The organism is Pseudonocardia acidicola, from assembly GCF_012911935.1.
In the GTDB taxonomy this organism is placed as follows: Bacteria; Actinomycetota; Actinomycetes; order Mycobacteriales; family Pseudonocardiaceae; genus Pseudonocardia; species Pseudonocardia acidicola.
In genome coordinates, this window is sequence record NZ_JAAXLA010000015.1 from 41,217 (window position 1) to 59,929 (window position 18,713).

At 74.0% G+C, this 18,713-nt stretch carries 14 protein-coding genes; 8 read left to right on the plus strand and 6 right to left on the minus strand.

From position 1 onward, the window contains the following. Position 1 precedes the first annotated feature (1 nt). Together HF526_RS10615 and HF526_RS10620 are read right to left on the minus strand one after the other, a co-directional pair. Positions 2-895: a class I fructose-bisphosphate aldolase gene (locus HF526_RS10615; protein WP_169381207.1), complete on the minus strand. Its 894-nt coding sequence runs from the start codon at positions 893-895 to the stop codon at positions 2-4. Between the two features lie 162 nt (positions 896-1,057). After that, the gene (locus HF526_RS10620) at positions 1,058-3,556 is read right to left on the minus strand and encodes a glycoside hydrolase family 65 protein (protein ID WP_169381208.1); all 2,499 of its coding nucleotides are present in this window, start codon (positions 3,554-3,556) and stop codon (positions 1,058-1,060) included. Between the two features lie 260 nt (positions 3,557-3,816). On the opposite strand from HF526_RS10620, the gene HF526_RS10625 reads away from it, so the two are divergent. The 3 genes from HF526_RS10625 to HF526_RS10635 all read left to right on the plus strand — a co-directional run bounded on the left by HF526_RS10625 (position 3,817) and on the right by HF526_RS10635 (position 6,717). Next, positions 3,817-4,812 (plus strand): Acg family FMN-binding oxidoreductase, encoded by a 996-nt coding sequence (locus HF526_RS10625; RefSeq protein WP_169381209.1) that lies wholly within the window; start codon positions 3,817-3,819, stop codon positions 4,810-4,812. A gap of 174 nt (positions 4,813-4,986) precedes the next feature. Continuing rightward, complete coding sequence (locus HF526_RS10630) at positions 4,987-5,631, plus strand: class I SAM-dependent DNA methyltransferase (RefSeq protein WP_169381210.1); 645 nt, start codon at positions 4,987-4,989, stop codon at positions 5,629-5,631. A gap of 72 nt (positions 5,632-5,703) precedes the next feature. Then, positions 5,704-6,717, plus strand: a complete 1,014-nt coding sequence (locus HF526_RS10635) for an Acg family FMN-binding oxidoreductase (protein ID WP_169381211.1) — start codon at positions 5,704-5,706, stop codon at positions 6,715-6,717. A 10-nt stretch (positions 6,718-6,727) separates the two neighbouring features. Here the strand turns inward: HF526_RS10635 and HF526_RS10640 are convergent, their stop codons facing one another. Then, the gene (locus HF526_RS10640) at positions 6,728-7,585 is read right to left on the minus strand and encodes a universal stress protein (RefSeq protein ID WP_169381212.1); all 858 of its coding nucleotides are present in this window, start codon (positions 7,583-7,585) and stop codon (positions 6,728-6,730) included. Positions 7,586-7,801: 216 nt separating this feature from the next. On the opposite strand from HF526_RS10640, the gene HF526_RS10645 reads away from it, so the two are divergent. From HF526_RS10645 to HF526_RS10655, 3 genes are all read left to right on the plus strand, one after another. After that, entirely contained in the window at positions 7,802-9,199 is a 1,398-nt protein-coding gene (locus HF526_RS10645; RefSeq protein ID WP_169381213.1) for a nicotinate phosphoribosyltransferase, read from the plus strand. Between the two features lie 12 nt (positions 9,200-9,211). Beyond that, positions 9,212-10,147, plus strand: a complete 936-nt coding sequence (locus HF526_RS10650; RefSeq protein WP_169381214.1) for a ribose-phosphate diphosphokinase — start codon at positions 9,212-9,214, stop codon at positions 10,145-10,147. 151 nt (positions 10,148-10,298) lie between these two features. Continuing rightward, positions 10,299-10,586, plus strand: coding sequence for an SHOCT domain-containing protein (locus HF526_RS10655; protein ID WP_169381215.1), 288 nt, complete (start codon positions 10,299-10,301; stop codon positions 10,584-10,586). A 44-nt stretch (positions 10,587-10,630) separates the two neighbouring features. Here the strand turns inward: HF526_RS10655 and HF526_RS10660 are convergent, their stop codons facing one another. Further along, positions 10,631-11,965 carry a phosphoribosyltransferase family protein gene (locus tag HF526_RS10660; protein WP_169381216.1) on the minus strand — a complete coding sequence of 445 codons (1,335 nt, stop codon included), beginning with the start codon at positions 11,963-11,965 and terminating at the stop codon, positions 10,631-10,633. 221 nt (positions 11,966-12,186) lie between these two features. On the opposite strand from HF526_RS10660, the gene HF526_RS10665 reads away from it, so the two are divergent. Beyond that, complete coding sequence (locus HF526_RS10665; protein WP_169381217.1) at positions 12,187-14,187, plus strand: erythromycin esterase family protein; 2,001 nt, start codon at positions 12,187-12,189, stop codon at positions 14,185-14,187. Between the two features lie 117 nt (positions 14,188-14,304). Here HF526_RS10665 and HF526_RS10670 read toward each other — a convergent pair whose 3' ends face one another. After that, a complete protein-coding gene (locus tag HF526_RS10670; protein WP_169381218.1) occupies positions 14,305-15,279 on the minus strand; it encodes a CapA family protein in 975 nt (324 codons plus the stop codon). Positions 15,280-15,662: 383 nt separating this feature from the next. Here HF526_RS10670 and HF526_RS10675 point away from each other — a divergent pair, with 383 nt between their 5' ends. Further along, positions 15,663-18,071, plus strand: coding sequence for a universal stress protein (locus HF526_RS10675; RefSeq protein WP_169381219.1), 2,409 nt, complete (start codon positions 15,663-15,665; stop codon positions 18,069-18,071). Positions 18,072-18,089: 18 nt separating this feature from the next. Here the strand turns inward: HF526_RS10675 and kdpC are convergent, their stop codons facing one another. Continuing rightward, positions 18,090-18,710, minus strand: coding sequence for a potassium-transporting ATPase subunit KdpC (kdpC, locus tag HF526_RS10680; protein ID WP_338051399.1), 621 nt, complete (start codon positions 18,708-18,710; stop codon positions 18,090-18,092). Positions 18,711-18,713 lie beyond the last annotated feature (3 nt).

An 18,713-nucleotide genomic window follows, 5' to 3' on the forward strand; every position in this document is an offset into this window, starting at 1 on the left:
GTCACGAACTCGGGTACTTGGCGAGGATCTCGCGGAGTCTCGCGACGAACTGCATCGCCTCGTTGTGCTCGCGCTGCCACACGTTCCGGCCGAAGATCAGCCCGGTGGCGCCGGCCTCCATGGACTCACGGGCCTTCTCCAGCATCGCCTCGTCCCCGGCCTTCTCCCCACCGGAGACGAGCAACAGCGTCCGGTTCGCCGACCGCACCACGGCGTCGATCGCCTGCTGGCTCGAGAACTCGGCGTCGTAGGCGGCCGGCACGCCGTTCCGCTTCTCGGGATGCGGGAAGTTGACCTTCACGACGTCCGCACCGAGTTCACCGGCCACGCGAGCGGCGTACTCGACGGCGTAGAAGGAGTCCTTGCCGCCCTTCGCGGCGATCGCCGAACCGCGCGGGTAGGCCCAGACGATCAGGGGCATCCCGAGGCGCTGGGCGTCGGCCCGCACCCGGTGCAGCTGCGCGTAGTCGGCCTCGGCGGCCGGCGTGCCGACGTAGAGGGTGTAGCCGACGGCGTCGGCCCCCAGGCGGACCGCGTCCTCCACGCTCGCGTGCACGGGAGACAGCGCGGCGTCGTCGGGTGGGATGTCGGTCTTCCCGTTGAGCTTGAGCACCAGCGGTACCTCGCCGGCGAAGTCCCAGAAGAACTTCTCGGCCAGCCCGATCTGGAGCGCGATGCCGTTGAATCCGCCCTCGACCGCGAGCCGCACGATGTACCGGGGATCGCTCGCGGCCGGGTTGGCGAAGAAGTCCCGCGGCCCGTGCTCGAGTCCCTGGTCGTAGGGCAGGAACAGCGCGGTGCCGTTGCGCAGCCCGTGGTCGTGCAGGATCCGGCGCAACCGCGCCTTCTTCCCCGCGTTCAGACCGATGTGGGTGAGATCAGGCCGGGTGGGCATGGGCAGGTCCTTTCGTGGGCGGCGGACGGGTCCGCGGCGGACCGGCCCGAGGCTCGCGCCGCGATGCCGCCGTCGACAGGGGCGGACGACCCCCGCTGCCGCTGCGGAGGTCGGTCGCGGCGTCCCGGTTGTGCCTGCACGCGACGGTGCCGGGCAACGCGGTCAGGACCGGCCACCGGATGCGCTGCCGGTGAGCGCATCGCCCGCAGCGGCCCCCGGCGCGGTGAACCGCACCGTCTCCCCGGGGTTCAGCTCACGTACCTGCTCGCCACAACCCACGCGGACCGGGCCCCCGGGGCCCGGCTCCGCGGAGACCTGCACCACACGACCCGTGACGCGCACCCGCAACGGTTGCGCGCGGTAGTACACGGTCAGTTCGAGCACACCGAACTGGCGCGGCCAGTGCGGGTTGAACCACAGGGCGTCCTGGCGGGTCTCCAGCCCGGCGAAGCAGCGCTGCAGCAGGTCCACGCATCCCGCCATCGCGCCGAGGTGCACCCCCTCGGCCGTGGTGCCGCCGTGGACGTGCGCGGTGTCGCTGTGCAGTGCACCCTCGAAGTACACCAGCGCCTGCTCGCGATGTGCCCGGGCCAGCACCCAGGCGTGCACGAGTGCGCTGAGCGTGGACCCGTGCGCCGTGCGGGCCAGGTAGTACTCGATCGTGCGCGGGATGGCCTCGGGCGGCAGCCGGTACCCCAGCCGGCCGAGCAGCTCGCGCAACTCGTCGGCCGACAGCAGGTAGAACAGCATCAGCACGTCGGCCTGCTTGGACACCTGGTAGTGCTCCACGGAGCGGCCCTCGGCCTCCAGGATCCGGTCCAGCCGCTGGATGTCCCCGTAGCGTCGGCGGTAGGCGTCCCAGTCCAGCTCGAGCAGGTCCCGGTAGCCCTCGAACTGGTCGATCACCCCGTCGGAATGGATGGGCACGTACATCCGCCTGCTGACGTCGCGCCACCGCAGCAGCTCCGCAGGCCCCAGCCCGAGGCTCGCGATGAGCTCGCTACGGCGGGTCGCCGGCAGCGCGTCGAGCACATCCTGCGCGCGGAGCAGCACCCAGACCGCCATCACGTTGCTGTAGGCGTTGTTGTCGATGCCCGGCTCGGCGGCGCCCGGGTAGCGGGTGCTGTACTCGTCGGGCCCCATCACACCGCGGATGACATAGCGGCCCCGGGCCGGGTCGTGGCGGGCCATGCCGGCCCAGAACCGTGCGATCTCCAGCAGCACCTCGGCGCCGTGCTCGACCAGGAACGCCAGGTCTCCCGTGGCCTGGTAGTACTGCCAGATGTTGTAGGCCACGGCGAGGCCCACGTGGCGCTGCAGGTGACTGGTGTCGGGCAGCCACCGGCCCGACCGCGGGTTGAGGTGCATCCGCTGGCTCTCCTCGCGGCCGTCGCTGCCGGACTGCCACGGGTACATCGCCCCGGTGTAGCCGGCAGCCCGGGCCGCCCGCCGGGCAGCGTCGAGCCGGCGGGTCCGGTAGAGCAGCAGCGCCCGGGCGAGCTCGGGCAGGCGCAGCGTCAGCACCGGGAACACGAACAGCTCGTCCCAGAACACGTGACCCCGGTACGCCTCTCCGTGCAGACCGCGGGCCGGGATGCCGGCGTCGGTGTCCTCGTTGTGCGGCGACACGGTCTGCAGCAGGTGAAACGCGCTGAGCCGCAACGTGCGCAGCGTCTCGTGGTGCGCGGGCCCGTGCCCGTCGCTGAGGTCGATCGCGAACCGGTGCCAGAGCTGCTGCCAGGCCAGCTCGTGACTCTCCAGCAGGTCGTCGAACCCGGCGGTGTCGCGCAGCGACTCGACCGCGGCCAGCGCCGGCTCCGAGATGGCGACGTCGCGGGAGGTGAACAGCGCGACGACCTTCTCGACGGCGACCGGAGCGCCCGCGGTGACCTCGATGTCGAGCTCCTGGGCGATCCGCGCCGGTTCCTCCACCAGCCGACGCGGGACCTCGATGGGCCGCCCCTCCCGGAGGACCCGGGTCCGGGCCGCCTCGGCGATCCGCAGCTCGGACTGGGTGGTGCGGGCGATCAGCAGCAGGGTCTCCTCGTCGGGCCGGCCGGTCCCGGCCACCTCGACATGCCGCCCGGACAGCTGCCGGTACCGCACCACTCCGATGTTGGCGACCATGCCGTCGATCCCGGACAGGACCCGCAACCGGCCACCCCAGTCCTCGGCGGTGAACGTGGTGTGCAGGCCCGCCAGATGCGGCTGTCCCATGTGCACGAACCGTCGCTGCCGGAACGAGGTGTGCCGGCCCGCGGCGTCGACGAAACGCACCACACGGCTCAGCACGCCGCGTCGCAGGTCGAGCACCTGGCGCAACTGCAGCACCCGCACCGCGGACAGGTCGACCCAGTCCCCGTCCCCGATCGCGAACCGCAGGCCGAGCCAGTTCGGCAGGTTGACCAGGCTCTCGTTCTCGACGGCCTGGCCGGCCACCACGTCGCGCAGCCGGTTGTAGCAGCCGGCGGCGTAGGTGCCCGGATAGTGCACGTCGTCGGCGCAGGACTCCGCAGCGGCGCCCCGGGTCGCGAAATATCCGTTGCCGAGAGTGCACAGCGCCTCTCGCCGACCCTCCCCGGCCGGGTCCCAGCCGTCGAAGACCAGCGTCCACGCATCTGCCCGGTGGTGGCGCCCCACCGCATCGAGCCGAGTCGTCATCGGCCCCCGCCGATGCTGCGCCCAGGCGTCACCTGCCCCATCCGCTCCTCCCTCCGCCCCGTAGCCCGGCAGACGGTAGAACGGGCCACCCCCTCGCCGGCACGGCCGAAGGACCCCGCCGCCCGGGCGCCGGGTCACCGGACGAGCCACCGGGCCGCGGCCGGCCTCCCACCCGGGGACCAACGCCCCTGCCCGCACCGGTACACGCGATCCATGCTGGTCACACCGCGTCGCCCACGGCGCGGATCCGGAGGTGCCCCATGACCCGCTCGCAGGCCGCGGATCTGTCCACAGCGGTCGAGCATGCGCTGCGGGCTCCGTCGGTGCACAACACCCAGCCCTGGCGCTGGCGCATCACCCCGGACACGATCGAGCTGCACGCCGACTGGGACCGGCACCTGGCGGCGACCGATCCGGACCGGCGCGACCTCGTGCTGAGCTGCGGAGCCGCTCTGCACCATCTGCAGGTCGCACTCGCCGCACTGGGCCTGGCCGTGCGCGTGCACCGGTTGCCCGACCCGGAGGACAGCGGCCACCTCGCCACCGTCGAGGTCCGGCCCGGACCGGGCGACGAGGCCGAGGCCGCACTGTTCGACAGCATCGAGCGCCGCCGGACCGAACGACGCCGGATGAGCCACCGGCCGGTGCCGGCGGACCACCTGGCCGCCCTCGTCGAGCAGGCCCCGCGTTTCGGTGCGGTGCTGCTCCCGGTCACCGACGCGGACCTCCGCAACCGGCTCACCGCCGCCCTCGTCGAGGCTGCCCACGAGCAGGAGGACACCCCGGGTTACCAGGCCGAGCTGCACCTGTGGACCCACCGCTACGCCGACGCCCACGACGGCGTCCCCGCCGCCAACGTGTCCCCCGCACCGGTCGGGTTCGTCGGCACCTCACCGCTGCGCCGGTTCCCGCGGGCGACGCTCACCCAGCCGGCACAGCAGCCCGGGCGCGGCCCGGCCGACGACGCCGCCGAGCTGCTGGTGGTCGCCACCCCCGGTGACGGCCAGCTCGACCGTCTCCGCGCCGGCGAGGCCACCAGCGCGGTCCTGCTCGCCGCGACCCGGCTCGGTCTGGCCTGCACCCCGCTGAGCCAGGCCCTCGAGGTCGACAGCAGCCGCCGCGACGTCCGGGTTCACGTCCTGCGCATCCCCGAGCACCCTCAGCTCATCATCCGGGTCGGGTGGCCGGCCGACGGATCCGCCGAGCTCCCGGCGACACCCCGCCGGAACCTGCGCTCGATGCTCCTGCCGAACTGAGCACGGCACCCGGCGGGTGGGCCGACGAGGGCACAACGGCCCGGGCCCGCGGACCGGAGTCCCGGGCGGGGCGTGGCCGATCGGCGCCGCGCTGCGGGTCTCCCGCCACTGTTTGCGCCCCGGAACCCGAGCGCACAGTCACGGGTGAGCGACACCGAGCTGTGAGGTGATCCCATGCCCCAGGCAACCGAGATCGGTCTGGCCCCGGTGCTGCCGGCCTACTCCGAACGCGCGGATTCCTACGATCACGACACCGCCCCCTACGAGTCCTGGCGCCGCCGTCTGGTGGCTGCGCTACCGCTGCGCCGCGGCGACACGGTGCTCGACGTGGGTTGCGGGACCGGGCTGTGCTTCCCGCTGCTCCTCGACGAGATCGGCGCCGAGGGCACCGTCATCGGCATCGACGATGCCCCCGCGATGCTGGCCGAGGCCCGCGCGAAGGCCGACGCACACGGCTGGCGGAACATCACGCTCATCGAGGCACCGGCCGAACACGCGATCATCCCGTGCATCGCGGACGCCGCCCTGTTCTCCGCGGTGCACGACGTACTGCAGTCACCGGCTGCGCTGGACAACGTCATCGGGCACCTGCGCCCGGGGGCCTGGGTCGTCGGGGCCGGCGGCAAGTTCCCGCCCGCCTGGGAGGTTCCGCTGACCTTCGTCGTCCGCGCCGTGCATGCCCCGTACATCCGTGACTTCACCGGATTCGACCGCCCCTGGCGGCTGCTCGAGGAGTACCTCGACGACTTCCACGTCACCGAGGTGGCGTTCGGCACCGGCTACATCGCGGTCGGCCGGGCCCGGCCGGTCACCGGCTGACGTGACCATGGCCGGACTCGGCAGGCCCTTCATCGCCGTCACCGGACGGCGCGCACCGATCGGGGTCGTCGGGTGAGCAACCCAGCCACGGCCCGTCCCGTCGGCCCGGTCCCGCCCGATGTGCTGTACCGCGCTCTCGAGCAGGCGTTGCGTGCGCCGTCGGTGCACAACACCCAGCCCTGGCGGTGGCGGATCGGCGAGGACGCGGCGGAGTTGCACGCCGACTGGAACCGCCACCTGGTCGGCACCGACCCCGATCGGCGGGATCTGGTCATCAGCTGCGGGGCGGCCCTGGATCACCTGCGCGTCGCCCTCGCCCGGCTGGGCTGGGGTGCGTCCACCGAACGGTTGCCCGATCCGGAGAACCCGGCGCACCTGGCGACGGTGCGCCCAGGCCACAAGCGGGTCGACCGGCGGGACGTCGGCCTGGCCGTCGCGATCGAGCGCCGACGGACCGACCGGCGCCGGCTCAGCGCGCGACCGGTTCCTCCCGGCATCGTGGCGTCGTTGGTCGGCCAGGCTGCCCGGCACCGGACCCGCCTGCACCCGGTCGCCGAGGAGCAGGCCCGCGACCGGCTCGTGGCAGCGCTCGCGGAGGCCGCGCGCCGCCAGCAGTACACACCCGGCTACCCCGCCGAGCTGGCGATCTGGACCAGGCGTTGCACGGCTGCCCACGACGGGATCCCCCGGGCCTCCGTGCCCGATGCCGGGGCCGATCAGGACAGCCCTGGACTGCGCCGCTTCCCGCGCGGCCGGCTCTTCGCCCATCCGCGCCGCCTCGAACCGGACGCGGAGGCAGCCACCTTCATGGTGGTCACCACCGCCGGCGACGGGGTCGTCGATCAGCTGCGCGCGGGCGAGGCGACCAGCGCGGTGCTGCTCGCCGCGACCCGGATCGGGCTGGCGTGCACACCGCTCAGCCAGGCCGTGGAGGTCGGGTACACCCGCCGGCAACTGGCCGAGCAGATTCTTCACGTCTCCGGGCACCCGCAGCTGATCATCCGGATCGGATGGGCCCAGGAGGGAGCCGCCGAGCTGCCCGCCACCCCTCGCCGGCCACTGGCCTTCGTGCTGATGCCCGGCTGACGGCGCCCGGTCACGCGGTCGGTGCGGCGCCGTCCGACCGGACCACCAGGACCGGGCACGACGCGTACTGCACCAGCACCTGACTCGTCGAGCCCAGCAGCATCCCGGTGAACCCGCCTTGACCGCGATGCCCCACGACCAGCAGCCGGGCGGCGCCGGCCTGCCGGAGCAGCGCGCGCACCGGCCGGTCGGCGACCGTGTGCTGCTCGACGTGAACCTCGGGGTGGGCCCGCTGGTGATCGGCCACGTGCTGCGCCAGCACCTCCCGGGCCCGCTCCTCGAGCACGTCCCAGTCCTCTCGCAACCGGATCGCGCCGCCGCCGGGTCCGGGCACCACGTCGCTCCAGGTGTGCACCGCCACCAGCTCGCCGTCCTCCTGTGCCGCGATGTCGAGGGCGAGGTCGAGGGCGGCGTCACCGTCCGGTGAGCCGTCGACGCCCACGACGACCGGCCCGTCCCGGCGGGGCGGAACATCGGGTGCCGGGCCGCGCACCACGGCGACCGGGCACGCGGCGTGGGTGACGAGGGTGAGCGCGACGGAGCCGGCGAGCATGCCCGGGAATGCGTCCGAACCCCAGCCGCCGACGGCCACCAGCCCGGCCGAGCGCGCGTGTTCGAGCAGCACGGCGGCGGGCTTTCCCCGCTCCACCCGGGCGTCGGCCTGCGCGGTGCCCTGCTTGCGGACCGCGCTCAGCAGCTCGTCCAGCCAGCCCGGCACCTCGTCCCCACCGGACTCCCCGACGACGTGCACCACCTGCAGACGCACGTCGCGGCGGGCGGCCTCGGTCGCTGCCCACTCGGCGGCCTGCCGGGCCGACGGGGACGGGTCGACCCCGACCACCACCGGCCTGCCATCGGTTGTCGACACAGCGACTCCTCTCCGGGTACGGCCCACGAGGCGACCCGCAGGCAGCGCGGGAGCCAGGTTGCCGTCCCGGGCCGGTGGGCGTAAACCCCTCGGGGCCACGCCGCCCGTGACGTGCAGCGCCCCGGGACCGCCGACCCGGCGTGATGCGACGTCCGGCCCTGCCCGTTCGCCGCGCTGAGTGCCCACGATGGCCCGACGGCGGCAGGAGGATCTGAGATGCCGGAGAGCACTCCGACGCGCACCCGGTCCCGCGGCGACGCGGCCGTGACCGATCTCTACGAGATCACGATGGCGCTGGCCTACCTCCACGAAGGCGTCACCGAGCCGGCCACCTTCAGTCTGTTCACCCGTGAGCTCCCCGCCGAACGCGGCTTCCTGGTCGCCGCCGGATTGACCGACGTGATCGACTTCCTCGCCGACTTCGTGATCACCGATGACGATCTCGCCGTCTTCGCCGCCGCGCTGGGAGTGCCGGTGGCCGACGTCGCGCGGCTGGGTGGCACGCGTTTCACCGGTGATGTGTGGGCGGTGCCCGAGGGCAGGGTGGTCCTCGCGGGCGAGCCGCTGCTGGAGCTGACCGCGCCGCTGCCGCAGGCCCAGCTGATGGAGACCTGGGTGCTCAATCAGATCAGCCACCAGACCACGCTGGCCTCCAAGGCCGCCCGCTCCGTGCTCGCGGCCCGCGGCCGGCCGGTCGTGGACTTCTCGCTGCGCCGCACACACGGCGTCGAGGCCGGGATGCACGCGGCGCGGGCCGGGGCCATCGTCGGGTTCGCGGCCACGAGCAACGTCGCCGCCGCCCACGCCTACGGGCTGCGTGCCACCGGCACCATGGCGCACTCCTTCGTCCTCGCCTTCCCCACCGAGACCACCTCCTTCGAGGCCTTCGCCCGGAGCACCACCGGCCCGGTGACGTTGCTGGTCGACACCTACGACACCGAGCAGGGCGTGCACCGTGCGGTGGAGGTGCTGCGGAGGCTGCCCGCGGACCGCGACATCGGGGTCCGGCTCGACAGCGGCGATCTGGGTGCGCTCGCGGTGCGCGCGCGGCGGATCCTGGACGCCGCCGGGCTCGCTCGCGCTCGCATCGTGGTCAGCGGCGGACTGGACGAGTACGGGGTCGAGGACCTGCTCGCGGCCGGCGCGCCCGTCGACGTGTTCGCGGTCGGCACCAAGGTGGGGACCGCGGCCGATTCGCCCTACCTGGATGCGGCGTACAAACTCGTCGAGTACGCCGGGCGACCGGTCATGAAGCTCTCCACCGGCAAGGCCACCGCGCCCGGCGCGAAACAGGTCTTCCGCGGCCCGGGCTGCGCCGACGTACTGGCGCTGCGCAACGAGGAGGCGCCACCGGGCACGCAGCCGCTGCTGGAGCAGGTGCTGCGGGCGGGCCTGCTGCTGCGGCCCCGCGACGCGCCGGCCGACGAGGTCGCCATCGCCCGCCGCCGGTTCGCCGCCGACCTGGCCGAACTGCCCGCCGCGACGCGGACCGTCCGGAGCCCGCGCGGCCTGCATCCGGTCTGTTCGCCGCAGTTGCAGGCGCTCACCGAGCAGGTGCAGCAGCGTCTGGCCACCGGCGAGCTGGGCGCCGCCGGCCGGCACGACCGGGTCTAGGGCACGGCCGCCATGACGCTGCAGATCGTGCCCGGCGCGGCCAGCCGGCCACTCGCCACCGCGCTGGCCCGCTGCCTCGGTCTCGAACCCACCGCCTGCCTGCTGGAACGGTTCCCGGACGGCGAGCTGCGACCCCGGGTCGGGACGGTGCGCGGCGACGACGTCTACCTGGTCCAGTCCACCGGGCCGCCGGTCGCCGAGCGGCTCGTCGAGCTGCTGCTGCTCCTCGACGCCTGCCGCCGGGCCGGCGCCGACCGGATCACCGCCGTGGTTCCCTACTTCGGATACGCGCGCCAGGATCGCCGGGCCCGCGCCGGCGAGGCCGTCGGAGCACGCGCCGCCGCCGATGTGCTCACCGCGGCCGGCGCGCAGCGCCTGCTCGTCGTCGACCCGCACACCGCCGCGCTGGAGGCGATGTTCACCATCCCGGTGGAGATGCTCACCGCGGTGCCGGTCCTCACCGAGGCCCTCTCCACCACCGTGCCCGACGACACCGTGGTCGTCGCCCCGGACCTCGGCGCGGTCAAGCTCGCCGAGCATGTCGCCGCGCGGCTCGACCGCCCGGTGGCCATCGTGTGCAAGACCCGGCTCAGCGGCACCACCGTGCGCGCCACGGAACTCATCGGCGACGTGCAGAACCGCCCGGTGCTGATCGTCGATGACATGATCAGCACCGGTGGCACCATCGAAGCCGCGGCACGCATCCTGCTCGCCCGCGGCGCCGCCCCCGACGTCACCGTGGCCGCGACCCACGGCCTCCTGGTCCCCGAGGCCGCCGAACGCCTCCGGGCGCTGCCGCTGCGTCGCCTGCTCCTCACCGACAGCATCGCCCTGCAACCGGACCCGGCGCCGTGGATGGACGTCTGCTCGGTCGCCGGCCTTCTCGCCGACGCCATCGGCCGGCTGCACCGCGCCGAGCCACTCGACGACCTGCTGCTGCACACCTGACCGGACGCCCGCCGGACGGACGGCCGATCGGCAGGACCGGGACCTTCGGCGCGAATCTGGCGGACCCAGTCCCCTGTATCGCAACCAGGCGTGGCCGGAGCCTTGACGTGGCCGAAAGCCCGGGCGGGCGCCCGGCCACATGGAGGTTCACATGATGTTCTGGTGGGGCAACGGCATGGGCGGCTGGGGGTGGACGTTGATGACCATCAGCACCGTCGTCTTCTGGGCCTTGGTGATCGCGGGCATCGTCGCCCTGGTCCGCTTCTCTGCCCGCGGCGGGCAGGCACGTTCGGCGCCATCGGTGCCATCGGTACCGCGGCCCACACCCGAGCAGATGCTCGCCGAACGGTTCGCACGCGGCGAGATCGACGAGCCCGAGTACCGGCAGCGCCTGGACGTCCTCTCGACGACCGCCCGTACCCCGGCGGACCGGCCATGAGGCAGGTACCGGCCTCGGCGCCCGGTCCCGCCGGTCGGTGACGATCAGGCCCGGGCGACCGGCCGTCCGGCGGTCGCCAGGTGGTCGGTGAACCAGGTCGCCGCCAGTTCGGCCGCGGTGTTCAGGGTCCCCGGCTCCTCGAACAGGTGGCTGGCGCCGGGCACCACCGCAAGCCGGTTCTCGCACCGCAGCTGGGCCTGGGCCTGGCGGTTCAGGTCGAGCACGACCGGGTCGTGGCTGCCGACGATGAGCAGCGTCGCTGCCCGGACGTCGGGTAGCCGGGGCCCGGCGAGATCGGGACGGCCACCCCGGGAGACCACCGCGCCGACATCGGCGTCCGGCTCGGCGGCGGCCCACAGCGCCGCGGCGGCACCGGTGCTGGCGCCGAAGTAGCCGACCCCGACGGCGTCGGCACCGGGTTGCGTGCGCAGCCAGCGGGTGACATCCACCAGCCGGCGGGCGAGCAGCCCGACGTCGAAGACGTTGGCCCGGTGCAGTTCCTCCTCCGGGGTGAGCAGGTCGAACAGCAGGGTGCCGAGTCCGGCCTGGTTCAGTACCCCGGCGACGAACCGGTTGCGTGGGCTGTGTCGGCTGCTCCCGCTGCCGTGGGCGAACACCACGGCGCCGACCGCCTTCTCCGGGAGGGTCAGGTGCCCGCCGAGACGCGCGGCGCCGAGCCGCAGCTCGATCTCCTCGTCCCGCCCCGGCGGGTCGTCATCGGGCCCGGCCAGCGCAGGTTCCGGCGGGGCGCCGGCCTCGCTCAGGCAGGCGAGCACCTCCTCGTCGGTGGTCTGGGAGAAGTCGAAGTACCACCGGCCGATGGCGTCGAACCTCCGCGGCGTGGCCACGCACACCAGCTCGTCGGCCGCGGAGGCGAGCCGCCGCTCCCAGCCCGGTGGGGCCACCGGGACCGCGAGGACCACCCGCGCCGCGCCCTGGGCCCGCGCCACCTGGCAGGCGGCCCGGGCCGTGGAACCGGTGGCGATGCCGTCGTCGATCACGACGGCGGTCTTCCCGGCGATCGGGATCCGCGGGCGCCCCCCGCGGAACCGGGCGGCCCGCCGCTCGAGCTCGGCCCGTTCCCGCTGCTCGACCGCGGCGAGTTCGTCGGGACCGATCCGGGCCAGCCGCAGCGTGGCCCGGTCCAGGACGCGCACGCCCCCCTCGCCGATGGCGCCCATGGCCAGCTCGGGCTGGAACGGCACGCCGAGCTTGCGCACCATGATCACATCCAGCGGAACGCCCAGTGCCTGCGCCACCTCGAAGCCCACCGGAACCCCGCCACGGGGCAGCGCGAGCACCACGGCGTCCTCCCCACGCAGGTGCTCCAGACGTTCGGCGAGCCGTCGCCCGGCATCGGCCCGATTGACGAACAACATCGTTCACCTCCTGGTCGCGGCCGCGGTGCGGCCGGAGCAGTCCCGGTCCACCTTCGCCGTCGCCGCCACCGGGCCACAGGGCCGTTGCGACCGCCGGGCACAGGGCTTTGGTCGGACGCACCACGCATCGGTGCCGGTCGTCCCGCTCACTCGGGCCGGATGGCCGCTGCGCCGCGCAACCCGCTGTGGCTCAGTGGGTGCGCTGCCGGAAGGAGGCACACATGTCCGAGCGACTGTTCCGGGACCGCAGGGACGCCGGTCGCGTCCTGGCCGGCCTCCTCGAGCATCACCGGGGCGCCACGGATGTCGTCGTCCTGGGACTGGCGCGGGGCGGCGTGCCCGTCGCCTACGAGGTCGCCCGCGCCCTGGGCGCCCCTCTCGATGTGTTCGTGGCCCGCAAGCTCGGCGTTCCTGCGCACGCCGAACTCGCCATGGGGGCCATCGCCGGTGGCGGGGTGATCGTCATCGACGACGACGTCGTCCGGGGCCTGCGCATCACCCCTGACGACATCCGGCGGGTGGCCGAGCAGGAGGGCCGCGAGTTACTCCGCCGGGAGCGGGCGTACCGGGACGGCCGGCCGATGCCCGACGTCCAGGGAAAGACCGTGATCCTCGTCGACGACGGCATCGCCACCGGTTCGAGCATGTACGCGGCGGTCGAGGCGCTGCGCCGGTTCCGGCCCGCGCGGATCGTCGTCGCCGTGCCGGCCGCAGCCCAGTCCACCTGCCGGGAGCTGGGCGCCGTGGTCGACGAGTTGGTCTGTGCGACCACGCCGTCACCTTTCTTCGCGGTCGGGCAGTCGTACTGGGACTTCGCCCAGACCACCGATGTCGAGGTCCGCGCGCTGTTACGGGCGGCGGCGGCGTTCGCACCGGCGACGCAGGGCCCCTCCGGGCCGGAGGCCGTCCGTGCCGCCGCAGTGCCCACGGAGAACGGCGTACCCTCCGACGACATCCTCTTCGACCTGGTCGGCGACGCACGTTTCGTGCTGATCGGGGAAGCCTCCCACGGCACCCACGACTTCTATGCCGCACGGGCCGCCATGACGCAGCGGCTCATCGAGGAGAAGGGGTTCTGTGCCGTCGCGATCGAGGCGGACTGGCCCGACGCCTACCGGGTGAACCGCTACGTGCGGGGTCGCGGCGACGACCGGATCGCCGAGGAGGCGCTCCGCGGCTTCGAGCGTTTCCCCACGTGGATGTGGCGCAACACCGCGGTGCTGGACTTCGTCGGGTGGTTGCGGGAGCACAACGACCGGATCGGCGACGAGCGTCGGCGGGTCGGCTTCTTCGGACTCGACCTCTACAGCCTCTACCTCTCCATCCACGAGGTCATCGGCTACCTCGAGCGGGTCGACCCGGCCGCCGCGGCACGCGCTCGCGAACGCTACGCCTGCTTCGACCACCGCCACGCCGAGGACGGCCAGGCCTACGGCTTCGCGGCCGCGTTCGGAGCCGGCGAGACCTGCGAGCGCGAGGTGCTCGACCAGCTCGCCGACCTGCAACGCCACGCCCTGGACTACGCACGCCGTGACGGGTTGCTGGCCGAGGACGAACTCTTCTACGCCGAGCAGAACGCGCAGACGGTGAAGAACGCGGCCGAGTACTACCGCTCCATGTACACCGGCCGTTCCTCCTCGTGGAACCTGCGGGACCGGCACATGGTGGACACCCTGGACGCGGTGGTCGCGCATCTCGGCCGGCAGCGGAGCGAGCCGGCGAAGGTCGTCGTCTGGGCGCACAACTCCCACCTCGGCGACGCCCGCGCGACGGAGTCCACCGTCCGCGGCGAACTGAACGTCGGTCAGCTGATGCGGGAGCGGCACGGTGCCGACTGCCGCACCCTCGGCTTGTTCACCTACACCGGCACGGTCACGGCCGCCGACGAGTGGGGTGGCGCGGCGCAGCGCAGGTGGGTTCGCCCGGCGCTTCCGGGCAGCGTCGAGGAGCTGTTCCACGAGGTGGGCATGAAGGAGTTCCTGATCCCGTTCGGCATGGCCCCGCACGCCGCCGAGGTCCTGCGCGCGGTCCGCCTGGAACGGGCGATCGGCGTCATCTACCGGCCCGAGACCGAGCGGCAGAGCCACTACTTCCAGACCCGGCTGGCCGACCAGTTCGACGCCGTGATCCACATCGACGACACCCGCGCCGCGGAACCCCTCGAACGATCAGTTCACTGGGAGACCGGCGAGGTCCCGGAGACGTATCCCTTCGCGGTATGACATGCGGCAGCACCAGCAGGCCGCGCAGGAGGCCACCGTTGCGGTTCAGGCGCCCGACGACCCCCAGGGCCTTGGCACGGGTCCCGGCATCAGCAGGGCCGAGGCCCGCCGCCGACGTCAGTCCGGCCGACTGCCCGCGCACTCCACGACCAGGCGCCCCGCCCGTTCGGTGACCTCGGTCCCGAAAGCGGCGCAGGCAGTGCGGAACCGGCGGGTGATCCATGCTGCCTCCTCCGGCTCGGCCAGACGGGTGTGGCAGTGGTCCAGCGCCAGCGGGACCGCCTCCACCCGGACCGGCTGGTGCCCGTCGACGGTCACCAGCCACAGCAGGCCCAGGTCGTTGCGCAACTGCGGATGGATCGCGTAGTCGTCGATGAAGTCGCCGAGATCGAAGAGGATCCCGTCCTGGACGCCGTGGAAGACGTGCGCCGAGTGCCCGGCGACCAGGGTGGCCCCGGCCGACCGGAACGCGGCGGCGGCGCGGCGCACATGGGCGAGCGGCGCCGCGACCATGTTCGGCCCCCAGTGCGGGGACGCCACCACGATCTCGGTGTCCAGGCCGGCGATGGTGTCGAGCAGCCACCGCGGCGGGGGACGGTGCCACAGGTCGGCGTAGGCGACGCCGGGCCGGTGCGGACCCGCCGCGAAGTCGGCGGGATGGTCGGTGACCCCCAGGATGCCCACGCGGACGCCGGCCCGGTCGAGGACGACCGGTGCTCGCGCGGCCGCCTGGTCCACCCCGGCCCCGACCCAGGCGATGCCGGCGGCCTCCAGGTGCGCGAACGTGTCCCGCAGCGCCTCGGCGCCGTAGTCCAGGGCGTGGTTGTTCGCCAGCGTCACGCAGCCCACCCCGAGGTGACGCAGGACCTCGGTGGCGGCCGGTGGCGCGCGGAAGAAGAACGACTTGTCCGGGTCCGGCCAGCGTCGCCCACGGTCGGACACCGCGCATTCCAGGTTGAGCAGGAACAGGTCGGCTTCGCGGGTGAGGGCGACGACGTCGTCGTCGAACAGGGCGGCAGCTGGGGTGTGTGCGACGATCCGCTCGGCCACTGTGCGACCCAGCATGGTGTCACCGGCCAGGGCGATCCTCACCGCTCGACCTCAATCGTCCGGGCCGCCGTACGGCGCGGGGCTGACGCTCCTCCACACAGGCCCGCCCGAGGGGCGCGTTCCCGTCTCGCGACGGGGAGCCGAGCGCGGCCGGCAAGCCGCTCCGACCATCCGCATCACCCTCGGGCGAGGTCACCGGGTCTCCCCAGCGACAACAGCTTGTCCGCACGGCGCCGGCCCGACGACGGGACGTAGGCCCTGTTGCGGGGAGGCACAGGTCACGATGCCGGCGGGCCGACCGGCCCTGCTCGCCGGTCGGGCCGGCGGCCCAGGGCAGAAGGTCCCCGCGCCGGACGTTCTTCGCCCCTGGCCATCCGCCGGCGGGGCCGCGAGGCTGGGTCGGGCCAGCAGCGGCGGAGGTCGGCGTGGCACGCGGACAGTTGCGGATCTATCTCGGCGCGGCACCCGGCGTGGGCAAGACCTACGCGATGCTCGCCGAAGGCCTGCGCCGCCGGTCCCGCGGCACGGACGTGGTGATCGGCCTGGTGGAGCCGCACGGGCGGCGGGTCACCGCCGCGCTCGCCGAAGGTCTGGAGACCGTGCCGCGGCGCTCGATCACCTACCGGGGCGGCGCCTTCACCGAGATGGACCTCGACGCGGTGCTGGCCCGCCATCCCGAGGTCGCGCTCGTCGACGAACTCGCGCACACCAACGTGCCCGGCTCCCGCAACGCCCGGCGCTGGCAGGACGTCGCGGAACTGCTCGACGCCGGCATCGACGTCGTCAGCACCCTCAACATCCAGCACCTGGAGTCGCTCAACGACGTCGTCGAGCAGATCACCGGAATCCGCCAGCAGGAGACCATCCCCGACGACGTGGTGCGCCGAGCCGACCAGATCGAGTTGGTCGACATGACCCCGGAGGCGCTGCGCCGACGCATGGTCCACGGCAACGTCTACCCGCCGGACCGCGTCGAGACCGCGCTGACCCACTACTTCCGTCCCGGGAACCTGACCGCGCTGCGCGAGCTCGCGCTGTTGTGGGTCGCCGACCGGGTCGAGGAGGTCCAGCAGCGCTACCGCACCGAGCACGGCATCGCCGATCCGTGGGAGACCCGGGAACGCATCGTCGTCGGGCTGCGCGGCGACCCTCGCGACCAGGCCCTGATCCGCCGGGCCGCGCGGATCGCCGCCCGCACCCCGGGCAGCGACCTGCTCGCCGTGCACGTCGTGGGCAGCGAGGCGGCGGTCGCCGCGGACGCCGGGCGACTGGCCGAGAGCCGGGCACTCGTCGAATCCGGCGGCGGCACCCTCCATCAGCTCATCGGCGACGATGTCGCGGAGGCACTGGTCCGTTTCGCCGAGGCCGAGAACGCGACCCAGATCGTGCTCGGCGCGACCCCTCGCGGCCCGCTGGTCGCGGCGCTGGCCGGGGAGGCCGTCAGCACCAAGGTGGTCCGGCTGGCCGGCGCGACCGACGTGCACATCGTCACCCGGCGCCCCGACGCCGACCTGGGCCGGCCGATCCGGCGGCCCCGGCGGTCCGGGCGGGGGCCGGTCGTCCCGGTGCTCGTGCTGATCGGGCTCGCCGGGGTGCTGGCGGCGCTGCGCGTGGGGTTCGGCCCAGGTGCCGCCGGCGCGCTGGTCGCCGGGCTCGTCGCCGACCTGCTCGCCGTGCTCGCGATCGCGGCGGCAGGCGGCCTCTGGCCCGCGGTCGTCGCCGCGGTGGTCGCGGTGCTGCTCACCGCGGTGTTCCTGGGCCCGCCGGTTTCGGCCGGTCTGCTCGCGCTCGGTGTGCTGGGCGTGATCGCGGTCGCCGCCGGCACTGCCGTGGACCGCGCCGACCGCGCGACCCGCCGGGCCGCCCGGGCGGCCGCGGTCGCGGCCGCGCTGCGCAGCCTGACCACCGCCGTGGTCGACGGCCGCGACCATCTGCCGGTGCTGCTGGAGCAGATCCGGGAGCTGCTCGGGCTGGCCTCGGTCAGCCTGCTGGCCCACGACGGCGCAGCCGTCGAGCCGCGCTGGTTCGTCGTCGCCAGCACCGGGGCGGACGCGCCGGAACACCCGGAGGACGGTGACGTGGAGGTCCCGGTGGGCGCCACCGGAGCGCTGGTCGGCCGCGGCCGGGCGCTCGGCCCGACGGACGAGGACGTGTTCCTCGCGTGCGCGGCGCAGCTGGAGGTGCTGCTGCGCCGGGTACCGGCCGACGCGGGCGCCGGCCGGGAGGCCGAGGCGGAGGTGACCCGCTCGGCGGTCCTGCTCATCCTCGGCCGGGCCCTGCGCGCCCTGCTCGCCGACGTGCGGTCCGCGGTCGACACGCTCGGCACACCCGGCGGGTCACCGGCGCAGGTGCAGGAGGGCATGACGCGGATGAACCGGCTGGTGACGGAGTTGCTCGACGTCAGCCGGCTCGACGCCGGGGCGCTGGACGTCCGGTTGCGCACCGTCGACCTCGACGACGTCCTCGTGACGGCGCTGGACGAGCTCGGCCCGGCGGCGTCCGGGGTCGCCGTCGGCATCGGGGACGACGTGCCCGTGGTCGTCACCGACGCCGCGGTGCTCAGCCGCGCGGTGAGCACCGTCGTGGCCGATGCGCTGCGCCGCGGCGCCGGTGCGGCGCCACCGAGCATCACCGTCGAGGCGGCTCCGGGCAAGGTGGACGTCAGGATCGTCGACCGTGCCGGATACGAGCTGGACGACCGCGCCGAGCACGCCACCCGGCTCGCCGCCGACCTCACCGAGGCCGCCGGGGGCACCATGCGTGTGCTCCCGTCGCCCGGCGGCCGGACGGTGGTGCTGACCGTCCCCCGGGCCGAGCGGCCGCGCACCGCCTGACCGCCGGTGCGGCCGGCGTCAGCGGCCGGCGCCGCCGTCGAGCGCCAGGTTCAGCTCCAGCACGTTGACCCGTGGCTCGCCGAGCACGCCGAGGGCACGGCCGCGGACGTGCGCGAGGACCAGTGCGCGGACGGCACCCGGATCGAGGCCGCGGGCCGCCGCCACGCGGTCGGCCTGTTCCAGCGCGTAGGCCGGCGAGATGTCGGGGTCGAGGCCCGATCCGCTCGCGGTGACGGCGTCGGGCGGCACCTGCTGCGGCGGCACCCCGTCGAAGGCGGCGACGGCCTCCCGGCGCCGGGCGATCAAGGTGCTCAGCTCCGGGTTCGTCGGGCCGAGGTTGGACGCCCCGGATGACATCGCGTCGTAGCCCGGGGCGAGGCCGGCCGCCGAGGGGCGCGGCTGGAAGTACTGCCGCAACGGTGCACCCTGGGCGTCGGTGAAGGCCTGGCCGAGCAGAGCCGAGCCGACGGGACGACCCTGCGCGTCGACCAGCGAGCCCCGGGCCTGGCGGCTGAAGAACACCCCCGCCACACCGGCCACCGCGAGCGGGTAGAGCAGCCCGCACAGGACCGTCACCACGATCAGCATCCGGACCGCGATGAGCAGGCGGCGCCAGGAGAGCCGCAGCGGCGGGACCACCGC